This window comes from Microbacterium sp., from assembly GCF_051953575.1.
In the GTDB taxonomy this organism is placed as follows: domain Bacteria; phylum Actinomycetota; class Actinomycetes; order Actinomycetales; family Microbacteriaceae; genus Microbacterium.
Window position 1 is genome coordinate 24,276 of the sequence record NZ_JBQCIP010000023.1, and the last position, 16,625, is coordinate 40,900.

Consider the following 16,625-nt stretch of genomic DNA (forward strand, 5'->3'; position numbering starts at 1 on the left):
CACCGCACCACCGGGTGGCGGCAGGTCACGGCATCGTCGAACATCGTCGTCCCCTCGCACGGACAGCGGCGTCCGCGTGGCTCGCGTGTAGTGGGACGATCGTCCCACTTCACGTATCGTAAGCATGCGAGGCTTGCCACGCAAACGGTCGTCGCACCCCCGCGACCCGCGCGACGCCGCGCCCGCGAGAATCGAGCTCAGAGAGGATCCCCGTGCGCACTTCTGTCGAGAACCGCCGTGCCGCCCTCGTCGAAGCCGCCGTCCGCGTCGTCTCGGCTCGCGGTCTCAGCGCAGCCTCGACCCGGGCCATCGTGGCCGAGGCGGGCATGTCGCTCGCGAGCTTCCACTACGCCTTCGAGTCCCGGGACGAACTGCTCGACCTGCTGATCACCGAGGTGCTCGCCAAGGAGGAGAAGGCGGTGCTGCCCGATCGTCTCGAAGGACGCACGATCACCGAGCTGCTCCATGCCGGGCTGACCGGCTATCTCGATCACCTGCGCACGGATCCCGCGCACGAACAGGCGATGCTGGAGCTCGCGCAGTTCGCCGTTCGCGCCCGGCCCGAGCTGGCCCGCGAGCAGTACTCGCAGTACACCCGCATCGCGACGGCGGCGCTGGAGCTGGCCGCGCACCACACCGGGACCCGCTGGACGGTGCCGGTCCCCACGGCGGCGCGGCTGCTCATCTCGCTCACCGACGGCATCACGCTGACGTGGCTGGTCGACCGCGACGACGACCTCGCCGAGAGCGTCGTCGCCGCCGCGGCGACAGCCCTGGCAGAACTCACCGTTGCCGACGGGCGTCCCGACTGACGGATGCCGCCCGCGGGTCGCCGCTAGCGCTTGGCCCGAGCGTTCGCCTGCCGCTCCTGCTCGACCTCTTCTTCGGCCCCGTACACGGCGAGCGGGGGCGCCCCGAGGATCAGCGCAACGAACTTCCACAGCCAGCCGCTCTTCGGGGCGGCCTGGGGTTCCTCGTCCTGAGGGTTCGCGTTCTGCTGGTCCATGTCCGCCCCTTTGCGCTCTTGCCCAGGTTAGCGCCGATCAACGCGGAAATCGAGAAGTTCACGCAGTGCCCCCGCTGGGACTCGAACCCAGACTGAAGCGATTTTAAGTCGCCTGCCTCTGCCATTGGGCTACGGGGGCCGGAGGGCATCCGCGGATATGCGAATGCCGCAGGCTCATCTTCTCAGACGAGCCTGCGGCATTCGCAGACGCTCAGTTGGCGGCGACCTTCTCGGCGTCGGCGGTCTTCTTGGCGGGAGCCTTGCGCACCGGAGCCTTCTTCGCCGGAGCGGCCGGCTCAGCGGGCGCCTCGACCGGCTGCGCCGGGCGGGGACGCGCGGCGAACTCTTCGAAGACGTAGCGCGGGTTCTGCACCGTCGACAGGTTCACGAGGTCGCGACCGAGCCAGAAGTTGTTCCACCAGCCCCACAGGACGCGCCACTTCCGCTCCCACGAGGGCATCGCCAGGCCGTGGTAGCCGCGGTGGGCGAGCCACGCGATCCAGCCCTTGAGGGCGAGGTTGCCGGACTGGAAGACGCCGACCCACAGGCCCAGGCCCGCGACGGCACCCAGGTTCTTGTGGAAGTACTGCCGCGGAAGCTCGCCGCGCAGCACCGCGACCAGGTTCTTCGCGAGGAGCTTCGCCTGACGGACCGCGTGCTGGGCGTTGGGCACGCAGTAGCCGCCCACGCCGCCGCCCGACAGGTCGGGAACCGCCGAGACGTCACCGGCGGCCCACGCGCCCTCGACGAACTCGTCCTCGGTGCCCACGCGCAGGTCGGCGCGGGTGCGGATGCGGCCGCGCTCCTCGACGGGGAGATCGCCGCCGCGGACCACGGTCGGGTTGGCCATGACACCGGCCGTCCAGATGATCAGGTCGGAGGGGATGACCTCACCGGTCGACAGCTGGATGTTGCCGTCGACGGCTCCCTGCACCTGCGTGTCGAGGTGGACCGACGCGCCGCGCTTGGCGAGGTTCTTCAGCACCCACTCGCTCGTCTTGAGCGAGACCTCGGGCATGATCCGGCCCATCGCCTCGATGAGGTGGAAGTGCGTGTCTTCGAACGTGATCTGCGGGTAGCTCTTGACCAGCGACGACGCGAGCGAGCGGAGTTCGGCGAACACCTCGATGCCCGCGAAGCCGCCGCCGACGACCACGACGGTCAGCAGGCGGTCACGGTCGGGACCGGGCGGCAGCGTCGACGCCTTGTCGAAGTTCGACATCAGCTTGTCGCGGATCGCGACCGCCTCTTCGATCGTCTTGAGGCCGATGGCGTTGTCGGCGATGCCCGGGATGGGGAACGTGCGCGAGACGGCACCGGCGGTGACGACGATCTGGTCGTACTCGAACTCGTACGGCTCACCGGCAATCGGCGTGATCGTCGCGGTCTTGTGGGCGTGGTCGATGCCCGTGACCTTGGCGGCCACGACGTTCGTGCGCTTCAGGTGGCGGCGCAGCGCGACGACGGCGTGGCGCGCCTCGATCGAGCCGGCCGCGACCTCGGGGAGGAACGGCTGGTACGTCATGTAGGGCAGCGGGTCGACGATCGTGACCTCGGCCTCACCCTTGCGAAGGTGCTTCTCGAGCTTCCACGCGGTGTAGAAGCCTGCGTATCCGCCGCCGACGATGAGGATCTTTGGCACGGTGTTGCTCACGGTGGGGACTACTCCTGGATGTCAGCGGCTCGGCGTGCGGGACGCCAATCGGATGCGTCGGACAGCAGCGGTGACGCCGAGCGCCACCAGTATAGCGGCCGCTGTGAGCAACGTGAGCGGCAGCGTCCCGTACAGGACGGTGTCGCGATCGGGCAGGAGCGGCGACGACGCGCGCGTGGCCGCGTCGGCCTTCGGCAGCGGCGGCACCTCTGCGGAGGGCTCCGATTCCGTCGGCAGCGGCGCCGTTTGCGCCCGCCGGTACAGGCGCACCCAGTCCTTCAGGCTGCCCATCGGGTTCGCGGTGACGCTCGGGACGTCGGCGGACACGGCGGCGGCGGCATCCACGAGTCCATACCCGTACAGCAGCTTGTCGGCCGGGTCGGCGCCGACGGCGCGGGCGGTCTTCACGATCCGGTTGATGACGTTGTCGGCGTCGAGGTCGGGGTGCGCGGAGCGCACGAGCGCGGCGATCCCGGCGACGATCGGCGCCGCGCCGCTCGTGCCGTCCCATGACACCACGGTGCCGTCGGCCGAGACGCCGACCAGCTGCTCGCTCGGCGCCGACACCCCGATCGTGATGCCCTGCGTGGACGCGTCGACGCTGGCCTTTCCCGCGCGGTCCACGCCGCCGACGGTGAGGACGCCCGGGATCGTCGCGGGGGCGCCGACCTTGGTCGTGCCGCTCCCCCGGTTGCCGGCAGCGACCACGATGACGACGTCGTGGTCGAAGGCGTACTGGAAGGCCTCGTCCCAGCTCTCGGGCCAATCCGGCACGTTGGTCGTCAGCGACATGTTGATGATGTCGGCGCCGTTGTCGACCGACCAGTGGATGGCGTCGACGATCTGGTCGGCGAACGATCGGGTGGCCGACGACCCGAAGCCCACCGAGACCGAGAGCAGCTGCGCCTCGGGCGCGACGCCGATCACGCCCGCGTCGGGTCCGGTGCCCCGGCCGGCGGCCAGCGAGGCCACCCAGCTGCCGTGGTCGGCATCGACCGCGCCGACGGGGGTGCGGCCGTCGGGCGAACCTGCTCCCGACACGTCGGTGCCGTCGGCGACGGCGCCGTCGAACTCGCTCGTGCCCCGCCCGATCCCGGTGTCGATGATCGCGATCTTCACGCCGGCGCCGCGGGTGGTCCGCCACGCCTCCGCGATGCCGTAGTCGTCGAGCCAGTACTGCGCCGCGCGCACCGGATCCTGACCGGCGGGCGGCGTGGCCTCGGGAGTCGCCGCCTGCGCGATCGCCGGCGCGCCCGCGACGAGAGTCGTCGCGACGGCGGCTGCGGCGATCGCTGCCAGGAGGCGACGGATCATCCGGCCGAACCCGGCTGGGCGCACACGCAGCGGTCGGGCGACCACGACGACAGCTGCAGCGCACGGTCTCCGATCGGGTTGACGCCGGGTCCCGCGGCGAGCGCGTGGCCGGCGAGCGCGTGCAGGCACTTGACGCGCGTGGGCATGCCGCCGGCGGAGATGCCGGCGATCTCTTCGGGCTCGCCGTACGCGGCACGATCGCGGAGGTACGCCTCGTGGGCGCGCAGGTACGCCGCGGCGACCTCCTCGTCGGCGAGCTCGTCCGAGAGCTCGCGCATGACGTGGTCGGCCTCGAGCGTCGACATCGCCGCGGTCGCGGCGGGGTGCGTCAGGTAGTAGAACGTGGGGAACGGCGACCCGTCGGGCAGTCGCGGGGACGTGGCCACCACCGTGGGGTTGCCGCACACGCAGCGCGCCGCGATGCCGACGACCCCGCGTGCGGGGCGGCCGAGCTGCTCACGAAGCACGGCGAGGTCGGCGTCGCTGACAGGGGGGTACGGCGGAGTCGTCACGATTCCAGGCTAGCGGGGGTCGCCTGGGACGCGGCTGGAACGCGCCCCTGCGGCCGGCTCATCCTGCCGGGGTGCCCGTGGGCGTGGGGTCGGGCACGCCGAAGGTGACAGGGGCGACCGTCTGGGCGAGGCCCGCCTCGGTCACCGAGCGCACCAGCTGCGACATCCAGTCGGTCTGCGCCGCTTCGATCTGATCGCTCACCGGCGCCCGCTCCTGCGGGGCGAGTTCGGGCGGAAGGTCGTTGTCGACGAGATACACGACCTCGCCCGGCTTGACGTAGTACAGGCGCTCGCGGGCCTGCGTCGTGATGTAGGCGGGATCCTGCCAGCGCTCACGCTGCGCCTTGAGGTCGGCGACCTCCTCATGGCTGAGCTGCACCGCCGCCTCGAGCGCGGCGATCTGCTGACGCTGGTCGACGTAGGTGCCGATCGTCGGCACCAGCACGAAGGCGGCCAGCACGACGAGGCCCAGCATGATGACCATGAAGCCGGACAGCCGGATGCCGCCGAGCCAGCCGCGCACGTCGACGGGGCGCCGACCGGCGACCGGGCGCCGGCGTGAGGCATCCGCTGTCGACGCCGACGGACGAGAAGAGGGAGCCGTCGTCTTGGCCACGGCTCCCCCTCTCTACGTCAGTTCCGGTGCGCGTCAGCCCTTGAAACGGGGGAACGCTCCGCGGCCCGCGAAGACCGCGGCGTCGCCGAGCTCCTCTTCGATGCGCAGAAGCTGATTGTATTTCGCGACGCGCTCGCTGCGAGCGGGCGCGCCGGTCTTGATCTGACCGCAGTTGACGGCGACGGCGAGGTCGGCGATCGTCGTGTCCTCGGTCTCGCCCGAACGGTGCGACAGCATCGAGCGGTAGCCGTTCTGCGTGGCCAGGGCCACGGCGTCGAGCGTCTCGGTGAGGGTGCCGATCTGGTTGACCTTGACCAGGAGCGCGTTGGCGACGCCCAGGTCGATGCCGCGCTGCAGACGCTCGGGGTTGGTGACGAACAGGTCGTCGCCGACGAGCTGCACCTTCTTGCCGAGCTTGTCGGTGAGGGCCTTCCAGGCGTCCCAGTCGTCCTCGGCGAGCGCGTCCTCGATCGTGACGATCGGGTAGTTGTCGACCAGGTCCGAGAAGTAGTCGGTCAGCTTCTCGGCCGACCACGCCTGACCCTCGACGGTGTACACGCCGTCCTTGAAGAACTCGGTCGCGGCGACGTCGAGGCCCACGGCGACGTCAGTGCCGGGCGTGAAGCCGGCCTTCTCGATCGCCTTGATGAGGAAGTCGAGTCCCTCGCGGTTGCTGGGGAGATCGGGGGCGAAGCCGCCCTCGTCGCCGAGGCCCGTGGCGTAGCCGGCGGCCTTCAGCTCGCCCTTGAGGACGTGGTAGACCTCGGTGCCCCAGCGCAGGGACTCGCGGTACGTCTCGGCGCCGATGGGGGCCAGGAAGAACTCCTGGAAGTCGATGCCGTTGTCGGCGTGCTCGCCGCCGTTGATGACGTTGAACAGCGGCACGGGCAGGACGTGCGCGTTGGGTCCGCCGAGGTAGCGGAACAGCGGCAGGTCGGCCGCGTCGGCGGCGGCCTTGGCGACCGCGAGCGAGACGCCGAGGATCGCGTTGGCGCCGGTGCGCTCCTTGTTGGGAGTGCCGTCGGTCTCGTTGAGGATCTCGTCGACGATGCGCTGCTCGCTCGCGTCGATGCCCTCGATGGCCGGGCCCAGCTCGTCGATGACGGCGTCGATCGCCTTCAGGACGCCCTTGCCGCCGTAACGGCCCTTGTCGCCGTCACGCAGTTCGTACGCCTCGAAAGCGCCGGTCGACGCGCCGGAGGGGACGGCCGCGCGCTGGACGGTTCCGTCGTCGAGCAGCACCTCCACCTCGACGGTCGGGTTTCCGCGCGAGTCGAGAATCTCACGCGCGCCTACAGCCTCGATCAGTGCCACGGGGGTCTCCTTGTTCGTGGAGGATGAATCGTCGGAGCGTCGTCGGTCCGGTCCCAGCCTAGTGATGCGGCCCGCTCTGATGACGACGGATCCCGCAGGCCGGGGCCGCCGTTCCTGTCGAGGTCATACAACCAGGGCCAGGGCGATGCCGTCGTACCCCTTCGCGTCGAGCGTCTGCAGGGCGGTCGCGTCGAACCGGGGGTCGCGGCCGAGCATCTCGAGCCCTCGCTGGACGCCGATGACCTGGGGGTTCTCCGTGGCGGGGTTGGCGACCTCGCCCCCGCGCACGGCGTTGTCGACCATGACGACGGTGCCCGGCCGCCCCAGGCGCGCGGCCCAGTCGAGGTAGATCGTGTTCGACTCCTTGTCGGCGTCGATGAAGACGAGGTCGAAGGGCTCGCCGTCGTCGAGCGTGGGCAGCACCTCGGCCGCCCGGCCGAGGCGGATGTCGACCTTGTCGCCGACGCCCGCCCTGTCGAGATTCGCCCGCGCGATCTCGGCGTTGCGCGGCTCGGCCTCGATCGTGACGACGCGACCGCCGTCGGGGATGCCGCGGGCGAGCCAGATCGTCGAGTAGGCGCCGAGCGTCCCGATCTCGAGCACCCGCCGCGCGCCCGACATGCGGGCGATGAGGTGCAGCAGCTTGCCGTTGACCGGAGCGACCTCGATCGCGGGCAGGCCCGCCTCGTTCTGCTCCTCGACGGCGCGGTCGAGGCTCGGATCGTGACCGACGAGCAGTTCGGTCAGGTAGGCGTCGACGCGGCGCCAGGTGTCGGGGGTGGGGTCTGCCATGCCCCCAGCAAATCCGGCGCCGCGTCGGGCGTCAAGGCCTCGCGCCCGCGCGCTGCACGAGCGCCTCGAGCAGCGCGGCGGCGGTCTCGGCGTCGTCGACCGTCACGACGAAGCGGCGCCCATTGCGACGCGTCGCCTCGAGGGCCTCTCCGGCGCGCAGCACGATCCCGAAGCGGCGGCCCGACGGGGCGATGCGCACGCCCCAGCCGCCGAACTCCCCCATCGGGTTGACCAGGACCCGGGCGGCGGACTGAACGTCGGCGAGGGGGACGCGGAAGCGCGGGATGCCGAGCACCGACTGGACGTGCAGCCCGGTGTCGTCCACGCGGACGTGGAAGGCGAGCGTGGTCGCGGCGAAGAAGACCAGGACGACCGCGACCGCGGTGAGCAGCCAGGCGACGACCGGGTCCGAACCCGTGACCCACGCCGCGACGGCCACGACGACGAGGAGCAGCACCGCAGCGACGACGGCGACCGCCGCGCCGGTGGCCATCGAGGTGGTCCGCATCCAGAGCACGCGCTCCTTCGCGGCGAGCGCGAGCGGCACGGCGGGCCGGGTGACGGCATCCGGAGACGGCGTCCTCGGCTGGAGGAACCACGCCCCCACCCCTGCCAGCGCCCCCGCGACGAGCGCGGCGACGAGCGGGCCCCAGACCGTGGGCGCCTGCGACGCGTCGTCGAGGCCGACCTGCATCACGAGGGTCGCCGTGAGCGCGACGGTGACGAGCGCCGACACCGCGGCCGCGGTCGCACCCATGAGCCGGTACGTCGGTCCGCGATCGCCGCGGCGCAGGCCGCCCAGCGACGTCACCGCCATGAGCAGCGGCAGTCCGAGCCCGAACAGCACGGTCATGATCGGCTGCGTCCAGGCGGGGGCGAAGCCGTCCGCCTCGCCCGTGGCGTTCCAGTGCACGGCGACCGTCGGCGGGAGCTGCGGCAGCGCGAGCAGCTGGACGATGAGGCCGGCGGCGACGAGCGCGATCGGGATCCAGACCGCGACCAGGACGAATCGGCGGACGGCGGGATCGGGGCGGGTCATCGGTGCTCCTTCGGTTCGGCACGGCCGGCTTCTCTCACGAGGGCGGCCAGGGCGTCGGGGGAAAGACCCGCCGCGCGCGCCCGCGTGACGAGGTCGTGGATGTCGTGGTGCAGGTGCTGGAGCGCCTCGGCCTGCGCGGTCACGACCGCACCGCGGCCGCGGCGGAGCTCGACCAGCCCCTCGTCGCGAAGGTCCTGATAGGCGTGCAGCACGGTGTGCACGTTGACCCCCAGCGCGGACGCGATGTCGCGCGCCGCCGGAAGACGGTCGCCTGTCACCAGGCGCCCTGCGGCCGCGTCCGCTCGCACGGAGGCCGCGATCTGCGCGAACAGCGGCGCACCGCTCTCGGAATCGATTCGCAACAACACATAGTTATTCTATGGCAACTAGAACAATTGTGGCGAATCGCCAATCGACTGCGTACGACCGGCGGGGCTCCGCCATGCTGGGCGCATGCGCGTGACCCCCCGCCGCCTGGCCGTCGGCATGAGTCTGTGGATCCCCAACCTGTTCAGCGGCATCCGCGTGCGGCGCTTCGCCGAGGACTGGACGAGCGCGACCGTCGAGCTGCACGTCAACGTCTTCACCCGCAACTACGTCAAGACGGCGTTCGGCGGATCGATGTCGGCGATGACCGACCCCTACTTCTTCATGCTCGTCATGCATCAGCTCGGCAGCGACCACGTCGTGTGGGACACCCGAGGCGAGATCGAGTTCGTCAAGCCGGGGCGCGGCGTGCTGACCGCGCACTTCCACGTGCCCCGAGAGAAGGCCGAGGAGCTGCGCGAACGGGCCCTCGGCGGCGCGAAGGTGCTGGAGTGGTTCGAGACCGACATCACCGACGCCTCGGGCGACGTCGTGGCGCACGTCCGACGCGAGGTGTACGTGCGCGAGAAGAGGCGCGTCACCGCGGCGTCCGGCGTCTGAGACTCAGTGCGCACCCCGGTAGTCCGACGGGGTGAGGCCGAGCACGGTGCGGAAGTCGTTCGCGAGATGCGCCTGGTCGGCGTACCCCAGGTCGGCCGCGATCTCGGCCATCGTCGCCTCAGGATCGTCGCGCACCCGCTGCGCTGCCTCCTGCAGGCGCCGGCGGCGGATCATCGCCGCCGGCGGCAGGCCCACCGACCGATGCGCGAGCCGCTGCAGCGTGCGCGCCGAGACCCGCAGCCGTGCGGCGGCGTCGTCCAGGCGCAGGATCGTGGGATCGGTCATCAGGAGCCCTGCCATCGCATTCGCGAGGCGCGCCTCGGACGTGAGCTCGCCGACCCGGTCGACGATCCATGCCTCCACGATGCCGGCGGCGGCGTGCGGGTCGGGCATGGCAGCCGCGACCGCCGCCTGCAGCGCAGGCTCGCCGAGCACGGCGTGCCGATCGGCCAGGTCAGCCGGCGCCGCAGACAGGCGCAGCAGCGCGGCGGGCCGGAGCAGCGCGCCCACGGCCCACCCGCTCCCCCGCAGCACCCGTTCGCCGGCACGTGTCGTCACGCCCCAGAGCGTCACGCCGTCCGGCTCCACCGCGAGGTTGGCCGCGGGGTACGGCAGCAGAGCCTGGCGGGACTCGACGCCGTCGGGAAGCTCCCACTGCGGGATCCAGTACCACTCGACGAGCTCGGCCGCGGCCTCGCCCGGTGGCAGCCGCGTGAAACGCGGCAGCCGATCCGGGTACAGCACGCCGCGGTGGGGGTCGGTCACCCCGCCACGGTACCGACGAGCGCCGACACCTCGCAGCGGCCACCGCCGCCGAGGTTGTCGCGAATCTTCAAGCCGCGGCATCCGCTCTCCGCGAGCATCGGAGCATGACCACCGAGAACACCGCCGGCGTGACCGGCGAACACACCACCGACGGGCGTCCGAACTCGGCGACCGCCCTCACCCCCTTCCTTGCGATCCGCGGCGCGAAGCAGGCGATCGACTTCTACCGCGACGTGTTCGGCGCACGCGTGACCGACGTCACCGAGTTCGACGGGCTCGTCGTCCATGCGGGTCTCGACTTCGGGCTCGGCATCCTGCAGATCGGCGAACCGTCGCCGGACTACGGGCTCGTGCCCGCTCCCGAGGGCGACGCGGACTGCTACTCCATCGGCATCTACGTGCCCGACGTCGACGCCGTGACCGCGCGCGCCGTCGCCGCGGGCGCCACCGTCCGCGAAGAGCCGTCGACCTTCGTGTCGGGCGACAGGTTCTCGAGCGTGCGCGACCCGTTCGGCGTGCGCTGGTCGATCATGACCCGCGTCGAGGACCTCTCCGAGGAGGAGAGCGCCCTGCGCATCGCCGAATGGGCCGCCTCGTACGCCGGCTGACGACGGTCCGGGCGGCGTCGGCGGTCAGCCGTCGGCGCCGCCCAGCGCGGCGATCAGAGCGGGCAGCAGCGCCTCGGCCGTCCGGCGGTAACCCAGTGCGCTCGGGTGGAACCGGTCGAGGCTGAACATCTCGTCGGGCTGCGTCACGAAGAACGGGCCGACGGCGCGGCGCAGCGACACCGCCCGCACGTCGTGGCGTCGCGCGGCCTCAGCCTGCGCGTCGGCCAGCTGCCGCGAGAGGCGCGAGCCGAGCGCCCGCAGCGGCTGCGGCACGGGACGCAGCGCGCCCAGATCGGGGCAGGTCCCCACGACGACGGCCGCGCCTCGCGCCTGCAGACGCTCGATCGCCTCTTCCAGCTGCGCGACCGAAGCGGACACAGGGACACGGTGCGTCACGTCGTTGCCCCCGACCACGATCACGGCTGCATCGGGGCTGTATGCGGCCGGCAGGGCGTCGATCTGCGCCGCCAGCATCGAGGTCTCGGCGCCGACCACGGCTGCCGTGCGCAACCGCACGGGGCGCCGTTCGGCGCGCGCCAGCCCCTTCGAGAGGCGGGCGCCCAGGGTGTCCTTGCGGCGCTCGGCGCCGAGTCCGGCCGCGATCGAGTCGCCCAGCACGACGAGATCTCGCGGCGCCCCGTCGAACCGCCCGCCCCACACGCGGTCGGCATCCAGCGCCTCCGCGCCGTGCGGCTTGCCGATGCGCCGCCGTGCCAGCGCCGCCTGGCGGGTGAGCACCGCCCGGCCGCCCAGGACGACCAGCCCGGCGCCCATCGCGATCCCCACGACGCCGACCAGCAGCGGATGCCGCATGACCTCCCGCGAGCCCGTCATGTCGCCCATGCCACCCCACGAGGATGAACGGATGCCGTCACGCCGATGACGCGCCGGTGCCCGGGCGACCGGCATCCGTCGCCCGGCCGGTGTCAGGAGGCCGCGAGCTCGTCGACCACCGCGGCGACGCGGCGCTCGCGCGTGTCGGGGCGCTTCGCCTCGGTCACCCCGCGGGCGAGCTCCTTGCGGCGGCTGAACGACAGCGCGTCGAAGGCGGCGCGCACCCCTGCCGACTCGAGTGCCGCGGCGAGGTCGTCGGGCACCTCGACCTCGCGCTCGGCGATGTCGAGCGCGACGGTCGCGTCGACCTCGTCGCCGATGTCGACGCCCAGCTGCGCGCGCACCGCCTTCGAGAGACCGATGAGGTTCTTCCCGTCCATCACGCCCAGGCGCACGCGCGCGGAGTTGCCGCCGATCCCGACGACGACGGCGGCCCGCTTGCCGCCGCCGAGCTGATCGACCTGCGCGTCGGTCAGCTCGATCGCGGTCGCCGGGCCGAAGGGCACGAGCACGGTGTGGATCTGCAGCGTCATGCGCCCATCCTGGCCGACCCTGCCGACGCCGCGCGAGGTCGTTCGCTTGAGGGCGCTAATGTTCGCCCGTGACCACCCCCTCGCTGCAACGCCGGCTCGGCCTCGGCGACGCCGTGTTCATCGGCCTCGGTTCCATGGTCGGTGCGGGGGTCTTCGCGGTGTGGGCTCCCGCCGCGGATGCCGCCGGCACGGGCCTGCTCGTCGGCCTCGCGATCGCCGCCGTCGTGGCGTTCGGCAATGCGACGTCGTCGGCGCAGCTCGCCGCGGCGCATCCGACCTCGGGCGGAACCTACGCGTACGGGCGCGCGGAGCTCGGCCCGTGGTGGGGCTTCATCGCCGGCTGGGGATTCGTCGTCGGCAAGACGGCGAGCTGCGCGGCGATGGCGCTCACCTTCGCCGCGTACGCCGCTCCCGCCGGCTGGGAGCGTCCCGTCGCGATCGGCGCGGTCGTCGCGCTGACCGCCGTCAACTGGTTCGGGGTGACCCGCACGGCCGGCGCCGCCCGCGTCATCGTCGTGATCACCCTGGGCGCGCTGGCCGCCGCGGTGACCGCCGCGTTCTCGGCCGGCGACGCGCCCGAGTGGTTCACGGCCGACGAGCTCTGGGCCGGCGGCGGCTACGGCATCCTGCAGTCGGCCGGACTGCTGTTCTTCGCGTTCGCCGGGTACGCGCGCATCGCCACCATGGGCGAAGAGGTGCGCGATCCGCGGCGTGTCATCCCGCGCGCGATCGTGATCGCATTCGTCCTGGCGCTCGCGGTGTACGCCGTCGTCGCGGTCGCCGTGCTCGGGACGCTCGGACCGGCCGGGGTGGCGGCATCCGGCCAGCCCGTCGCCGACGCGGCGGCGCACTCGGGATGGGCGTGGATCGGCGTCGTCGTGCGCGTCGGTGCGGCGGCGGGGTCGCTGGGCGCCCTGCTCGCCCTCATCGCGGGGGTGAGCAGGACGGCGTTCGCGATGTCGCGCGAGCGCGATCTGCCGGGGTTCCTCGACCGCGTCCACCCGCGCTGGCACGTGCCGCACCGTGCCGAGCTGACGGCGGGCGCGCTGGTGGTCGTGCTGGTGGCCCTCGTCGACCTGCGCGGCGCCATCGGCTTCTCGTCGTTCGGTGTGCTGCTGTACTACTTCGTGGCGAACGTGGCCGCCTTCCGGCAGCGCGGCGCCGCGAGGCGGTACCCCGCCGTGCTGCAGATCGTCGGCGGGATCGGATGCCTCGTCCTGGCCGTCACGCTGCCGTGGCCGTCGGTCGTGGCGGGCATCGCGGTGGCGGCCGTCGGGGTGGCATACCGCGCGATCCGGCTCAGCCGAGCGGCTTGACCTCGAGCGCCTCGGCGGTCCTCCCGGCACCGACGGTCGCGAACGCCGTGTAGCCGTCGGCGGCGGCCCGCTCGAGCAGCGCCTTCAGGTTCTTGGTGCGGTGCTCCAGGCGCACGCGCGACCCGCGCCGCACGAGGGCGGCCTTCAGCGCGAGCAGCTCGGCCTCGGGCACGTCGCGGTCATGGACCAGCACGACGGCGTCGGCGGCGGCATCCGCGCGTTCCGCCACCAGGTCGACGATGCGCTCGAACCCGATCGAGAAGCCCACGGCCGGCACGTCCTGGCCGAGGAACCGCCCGATCATGCCGTCGTAGCGGCCGCCGCCGCCGAGCGAGTAGTCGACCGAGGGGTGCGCCAGCTCGAAGTTCGTGCCCTTGTAGTAGCCCATGCCCCGCACGAGGAACGGGTCGAACACGAGCGGGATGTCCCCCACCGGGCTCTCGGCGCCCCGCGCGGCGGCGACGGCCTCGCCGATGCCGACGAGGTGGGCGACGATGTCGTCGGGGGCGCCCTCGGGCAGCGCCTTGCGGATCTGGCGCTCGCCGAAGGGGTTGTACTCCAGCGTCATCGGGCGACGCAGGAAGGCGTCGAACGCCTCCACCGCCGCGGGCGTCGCGCCGCGCTCGCGGAGCTCGGCGACGATGCCGTCGGGGCCGATCTTGTCGAGCTTGTCGATCGTGATGAGCACGCCCGGGCGCTCGGCGGCCGAGAAGCCGAAGCTGTCGAGCATCCAGTCGAGCACGCGCCGGTCGTTGATGCGGATGCTGCCGCCCTCCAGGCCGAGCGCGTCCAGCGTGTCGAGCGTCGCCACCGCGAGCTCGGCCTCGGCGCGCGCCGACGCGTCGCCGATGATGTCGATGTCGCACTGCACGAACTGGCGGTAGCGGCCCTTCTGCGGCCGCTCGGCGCGCCACACCGGAGCGATCTGGATGGAGCGGAACACCGACGGCAGCTGGCCGCGGTTGGTCGCGTAGAAGCGGGCGAGCGGCACGGTGAGGTCGTAGCGCAGGCCGAGGTCGGTGAGGCCGGCCTGGTCGTCGGCGGCGGCGCGGATCGCGTCCGCGTCGAGGCCGCGCTTGAGGACGTTGTACGCGAGCTTCTCGTTGTCGCCGCCGATGCCGGCGTGCAGCCGGGAGTACTCCTCCATGACGGGCGTCTCGATCTCGTCGAAGCCGTGCGCGCGGTAGCGCTCGCGGATGACGGCGAGCACGCGCTCGCGGCGGGCCTTGTCAGCGGGGAGGAAGTCGCGCATGCCGCGCGGCGGGTTCACGGATGCCACGGGTTCTATCTTTCCAGAGGGTCCGGCGTGCCCTCGGCCGCGCGGATCTCGGACTGCAGCCCGCGCAGGCGCTCGCGCAGCGCGCGCTCGGCATCCCAGCCGTTCGCCCGCGCGGTCGCCACCAGCGCGAGGAAGGCGTCGCCGAGCTCGGCCTCCGATGCCGGCGGCACCGCGGACGCCGGGCGTGCCGCGACCCCTGCCTGGGCGCCCTTCGACAGGAGCTTCTGGGCGAGCGCGAGGCTCGGCATCCGCTCGCTCACCCCGTCGAGCACGCTGGTGCGCGCGCTCTTCTCGGCGGCCTTGGCGACGTTCCAGTGAACCAGCACCTCTTCGGGCGTGTTCGCGACGGCGTCGCCGAAGACGTGGGGATGCCGCCGCACCATCTTGTCGGTCAGCCCTCGCGCGACGTCGTCGATGTCGAAAGGGTCGTCCGGGTCGCGGGAGGCGATCTCGGCGTGGAACAGCACCTGCCACAGCAGATCGCCGAGCTCTTCGCGCAGCTCGTCGCGCGACCCCTCCTCGACGGCGTCGATGAGCTCGGCGCTCTCTTCGACCAGGTACGGCACCAGGGCGTGATGATCGATCTGCTGCGTCCACACGCAGCGGTCGCGCACCGCGTGCATCACGAGCGCGGCCTCGCGCAGCGCGTCGGGGTCGGTGGGGACTACCCGGTCGTGGGGACGATCGCCGTCCGTCGTCGATGGTGCCATGCCCGCCACGATACGAGCCCCGCGGCCAGGATGAGCGAAACGACCGATCCGGCGAGCACGCCGAGGGTGGCCTGATCGCGCAGCGGCGCCGCGTCCGCGAAGGCGAGCTCCGACAGCAGCAGCGACACCGTGAACCCGATGCCGCCCAGCGCGCCCGCCGCCAGCAGGTCCCCGAACGCGAGGGGCGGCGGCCCGCCGCGGTGTGCGATGCGCAGCGACACCCAGCCGAGCACCGAGATGCCGACGAGCTTTCCGACCGGCAGCGCCACGAGCACGCCCCAGAACGCCGGCGACAGCTGCGACAGCGGCACGGCGGGGATCGCGACGAGCGCCGCCGAGAACGCGAACACCGGCAGCACGATGCCGTTCACCCACGGCTCCAGCTCGTGGCGCACGCGCAGCGCCGGACGCTGCGCCATCGCGAGCCCGAGCACGACGCCCGCGATCGTCGCATGGACGCCCGACAGCAGCACGAGCACCCACGTGGCGAGGGCGAGCAGCACGAGCACGATCGCGATCGGCACGCGGGCGCGGGTGTCGAGCTGACGGCTCAGGATCGCGAAGGCCACGACGGCGACGGCGGCCCCGGCGAGCGCGCCGAAGTTCACGTCGGACGTGAAGAGCACCGCGATGAAGACGATCCCGACGATGTCGTCGAGGATCGCGAGCGCCAGCAGGAACACCCGCAGCCCCGACGGGAGCCCCTTGCCGAACACCGCCAGCACCCCCAGCGCGAACGCGATGTCGGTCGCCGTCGGGATCGGCCACCCCGCGGTCGCGTCCGACCCCCACGCGATGACCGCATACAGCGCGATCGGCAGCACGACGCCGCCGGCGGCGGCGATCGCCGGCTGCAGCGCCTTGCGCGCCGAGTTCAGCTGGCCGGCCGTCAGCTCGTACTGCAGCTCGACCGCGACGACGAAGAAGAAGACCGCCAGCAGACCGTCCTTGATCCAGTGCGACACCGACAGCTCGAAGACACCGGGGATGCCGAGCTCGGCGTGCATGACGGCATCCACCGATCCCGCGGCGGGCGAATTGGCCACGACCAGCCCGAGGGCTCCGGCGAGAAGCAGGACGATGGCGGGGAAGCGGGCGGAGCGAAGAAGCGACATCGGGCCTCCGGAAGGCGTTCGCGGGGTCGGCAAGGACGTGCCGACCAGGCTTCCCGGCTCACCGCGGGACAGTCTATCGAGCGGCCCGCGGACGGCGTCGTCACACAGCGCCGCGCGTGACATTCCCGAAACCGGACGCCGTTAGCCTGGACTGATGCGCGAACTCACGAACACCGAAGCGATCGACCTCGTCGGGCGATTCGAGGCGGAGCAGGGCATTCCCGAGAGCATGCGCGGCGACGTGCGCCTCCTGGGCACGCTCCTCGGTCAGGTGCTGCGCGAGAGCGGCTC

Annotated in this window: 19 protein-coding genes and 1 tRNA gene; 4 read left to right on the top strand and 16 right to left on the bottom strand. The window is 72.2% G+C overall.

Features of this window, described 5'->3' with window-relative positions; all coding sequences use genetic code 11:
* Positions 1-212 precede the first annotated feature (212 nt).
* Positions 213-812, top strand: coding sequence for a TetR/AcrR family transcriptional regulator (locus ACTHNQ_RS01840; RefSeq protein ID WP_440330735.1), 600 nt, complete (start codon positions 213-215; stop codon positions 810-812).
* A gap of 23 nt (positions 813-835) precedes the next feature.
* On the opposite strand, the gene ACTHNQ_RS01845 is transcribed toward ACTHNQ_RS01840, so the two are convergent.
* From ACTHNQ_RS01845 to ACTHNQ_RS01890, 10 genes are all read right to left on the bottom strand, one after another.
* Positions 836-1,006: a hypothetical protein gene (locus tag ACTHNQ_RS01845; protein ID WP_440330736.1), complete on the bottom strand. Its 171-nt coding sequence runs from the start codon at positions 1,004-1,006 to the stop codon at positions 836-838.
* 66 nt (positions 1,007-1,072) lie between these two features.
* Positions 1,073-1,145, bottom strand: a tRNA-Leu gene (locus tag ACTHNQ_RS01850).
* A gap of 72 nt (positions 1,146-1,217) precedes the next feature.
* A complete protein-coding gene (locus ACTHNQ_RS01855; RefSeq protein WP_440330753.1) occupies positions 1,218-2,648 on the bottom strand; it encodes an NAD(P)/FAD-dependent oxidoreductase in 1,431 nt (476 codons plus the stop codon).
* A 33-nt stretch (positions 2,649-2,681) separates the two neighbouring features.
* The gene (locus ACTHNQ_RS01860; RefSeq protein ID WP_440330737.1) at positions 2,682-3,974 is read right to left on the bottom strand and encodes a S8 family peptidase; all 1,293 of its coding nucleotides are present in this window, start codon (positions 3,972-3,974) and stop codon (positions 2,682-2,684) included.
* Positions 3,971-4,486, bottom strand: coding sequence for a DUF501 domain-containing protein (locus ACTHNQ_RS01865; protein ID WP_440330738.1), 516 nt, complete (start codon positions 4,484-4,486; stop codon positions 3,971-3,973). The genes ACTHNQ_RS01860 and ACTHNQ_RS01865 overlap by 4 nt, the downstream gene beginning before the upstream one ends.
* A gap of 58 nt (positions 4,487-4,544) precedes the next feature.
* Entirely contained in the window at positions 4,545-5,102 is a 558-nt protein-coding gene (locus tag ACTHNQ_RS01870; protein ID WP_440330739.1) for an FtsB family cell division protein, read from the bottom strand.
* A gap of 33 nt (positions 5,103-5,135) precedes the next feature.
* Complete coding sequence (eno, locus tag ACTHNQ_RS01875; RefSeq protein WP_440330740.1) at positions 5,136-6,416, bottom strand: phosphopyruvate hydratase; 1,281 nt, start codon at positions 6,414-6,416, stop codon at positions 5,136-5,138.
* 123 nt (positions 6,417-6,539) lie between these two features.
* Entirely contained in the window at positions 6,540-7,208 is a 669-nt protein-coding gene (locus ACTHNQ_RS01880; protein WP_440330741.1) for an O-methyltransferase, read from the bottom strand.
* A gap of 31 nt (positions 7,209-7,239) precedes the next feature.
* Complete coding sequence (locus ACTHNQ_RS01885) at positions 7,240-8,247, bottom strand: DUF1648 domain-containing protein (RefSeq protein WP_440330742.1); 1,008 nt, start codon at positions 8,245-8,247, stop codon at positions 7,240-7,242.
* The gene (locus tag ACTHNQ_RS01890; RefSeq protein ID WP_440330743.1) at positions 8,244-8,615 is read right to left on the bottom strand and encodes a GntR family transcriptional regulator; all 372 of its coding nucleotides are present in this window, start codon (positions 8,613-8,615) and stop codon (positions 8,244-8,246) included. Before ACTHNQ_RS01890 ends, ACTHNQ_RS01885 begins: the two co-directional genes overlap by 4 nt.
* Positions 8,616-8,700: 85 nt before the next feature.
* Between ACTHNQ_RS01890 and ACTHNQ_RS01895 the strand changes: the two genes are divergently transcribed.
* On the top strand, positions 8,701-9,174 hold the full coding sequence (locus tag ACTHNQ_RS01895) for a DUF4442 domain-containing protein (protein WP_440330744.1): 474 nt from the start codon (positions 8,701-8,703) through the stop codon (positions 9,172-9,174).
* 3 nt (positions 9,175-9,177) lie between these two features.
* Here the strand turns inward: ACTHNQ_RS01895 and ACTHNQ_RS01900 are convergent, their stop codons facing one another.
* A complete protein-coding gene (locus ACTHNQ_RS01900) occupies positions 9,178-9,939 on the bottom strand; it encodes a helix-turn-helix domain-containing protein (protein WP_440330745.1) in 762 nt (253 codons plus the stop codon).
* Between the two features lie 104 nt (positions 9,940-10,043).
* On the opposite strand from ACTHNQ_RS01900, the gene ACTHNQ_RS01905 reads away from it, so the two are divergent.
* The gene (locus ACTHNQ_RS01905) at positions 10,044-10,547 is read left to right on the top strand and encodes a VOC family protein (RefSeq protein ID WP_440330746.1); all 504 of its coding nucleotides are present in this window, start codon (positions 10,044-10,046) and stop codon (positions 10,545-10,547) included.
* Positions 10,548-10,571: 24 nt separating this feature from the next.
* Here ACTHNQ_RS01905 and ACTHNQ_RS01910 read toward each other — a convergent pair whose 3' ends face one another.
* Both ACTHNQ_RS01910 and ACTHNQ_RS01915 read right to left on the bottom strand, forming a co-directional pair.
* Complete coding sequence (locus ACTHNQ_RS01910; RefSeq protein WP_440330747.1) at positions 10,572-11,390, bottom strand: SGNH/GDSL hydrolase family protein; 819 nt, start codon at positions 11,388-11,390, stop codon at positions 10,572-10,574.
* An 83-nt stretch (positions 11,391-11,473) separates the two neighbouring features.
* The gene (locus ACTHNQ_RS01915; RefSeq protein WP_440330748.1) at positions 11,474-11,914 is read right to left on the bottom strand and encodes a YdeI/OmpD-associated family protein; all 441 of its coding nucleotides are present in this window, start codon (positions 11,912-11,914) and stop codon (positions 11,474-11,476) included.
* Positions 11,915-11,982: 68 nt separating this feature from the next.
* On the opposite strand from ACTHNQ_RS01915, the gene ACTHNQ_RS01920 reads away from it, so the two are divergent.
* Positions 11,983-13,230, top strand: a complete 1,248-nt coding sequence (locus tag ACTHNQ_RS01920; RefSeq protein WP_440330749.1) for an APC family permease — start codon at positions 11,983-11,985, stop codon at positions 13,228-13,230.
* On the opposite strand, the gene hisS is transcribed toward ACTHNQ_RS01920, so the two are convergent.
* From hisS to nhaA, 3 genes are read right to left on the bottom strand one after another with little or no spacing between them, the layout of a single operon-like run.
* A complete protein-coding gene (gene hisS, locus ACTHNQ_RS01925; protein WP_440330754.1) occupies positions 13,214-14,482 on the bottom strand; it encodes a histidine--tRNA ligase in 1,269 nt (422 codons plus the stop codon). The two genes, ACTHNQ_RS01920 and hisS, sit on opposite strands and share 17 nt — an antisense overlap.
* A gap of 32 nt (positions 14,483-14,514) precedes the next feature.
* A complete protein-coding gene (locus ACTHNQ_RS01930) occupies positions 14,515-15,219 on the bottom strand; it encodes a MazG family protein (protein WP_440330750.1) in 705 nt (234 codons plus the stop codon).
* Positions 15,174-16,334: a Na+/H+ antiporter NhaA gene (gene nhaA / locus ACTHNQ_RS01935; protein WP_440330751.1), complete on the bottom strand. Its 1,161-nt coding sequence runs from the start codon at positions 16,332-16,334 to the stop codon at positions 15,174-15,176. Before nhaA ends, ACTHNQ_RS01930 begins: the two co-directional genes overlap by 46 nt.
* Positions 16,335-16,625: the final 291 nt, after the last annotated feature.

Coding starts and splice junctions, on each gene's coding strand:
- ACTHNQ_RS01845 (WP_440330736.1), bottom strand. CDS start 1,006: ATGGACCAGCAGAACGCGAACCCTCAGGACGAGGAACCCCAGGCCGCC.
- ACTHNQ_RS01860 (WP_440330737.1), bottom strand. CDS start 3,974: ATGATCCGTCGCCTCCTGGCAGCGATCGCCGCAGCCGCCGTCGCGACG.
- ACTHNQ_RS01880 (WP_440330741.1), bottom strand. CDS start 7,208: ATGGCAGACCCCACCCCCGACACCTGGCGCCGCGTCGACGCCTACCTG.
- ACTHNQ_RS01885 (WP_440330742.1), bottom strand. CDS start 8,247: ATGACCCGCCCCGATCCCGCCGTCCGCCGATTCGTCCTGGTCGCGGTC.
- ACTHNQ_RS01895 (WP_440330744.1), top strand. CDS start 8,701: ATGCGCGTGACCCCCCGCCGCCTGGCCGTCGGCATGAGTCTGTGGATC.
- ACTHNQ_RS01905 (WP_440330746.1), top strand. CDS start 10,044: ATGACCACCGAGAACACCGCCGGCGTGACCGGCGAACACACCACCGAC.
- ACTHNQ_RS01910 (WP_440330747.1), bottom strand. CDS start 11,390: ATGGGCGACATGACGGGCTCGCGGGAGGTCATGCGGCATCCGCTGCTG.
- ACTHNQ_RS01915 (WP_440330748.1), bottom strand. CDS start 11,914: ATGACGCTGCAGATCCACACCGTGCTCGTGCCCTTCGGCCCGGCGACC.
- hisS (WP_440330754.1), bottom strand. CDS start 14,482: ATGCGCGACTTCCTCCCCGCTGACAAGGCCCGCCGCGAGCGCGTGCTC.
- ACTHNQ_RS01930 (WP_440330750.1), bottom strand. CDS start 15,219: ATGGCACCATCGACGACGGACGGCGATCGTCCCCACGACCGGGTAGTC.
- nhaA (WP_440330751.1), bottom strand. CDS start 16,334: ATGTCGCTTCTTCGCTCCGCCCGCTTCCCCGCCATCGTCCTGCTTCTC.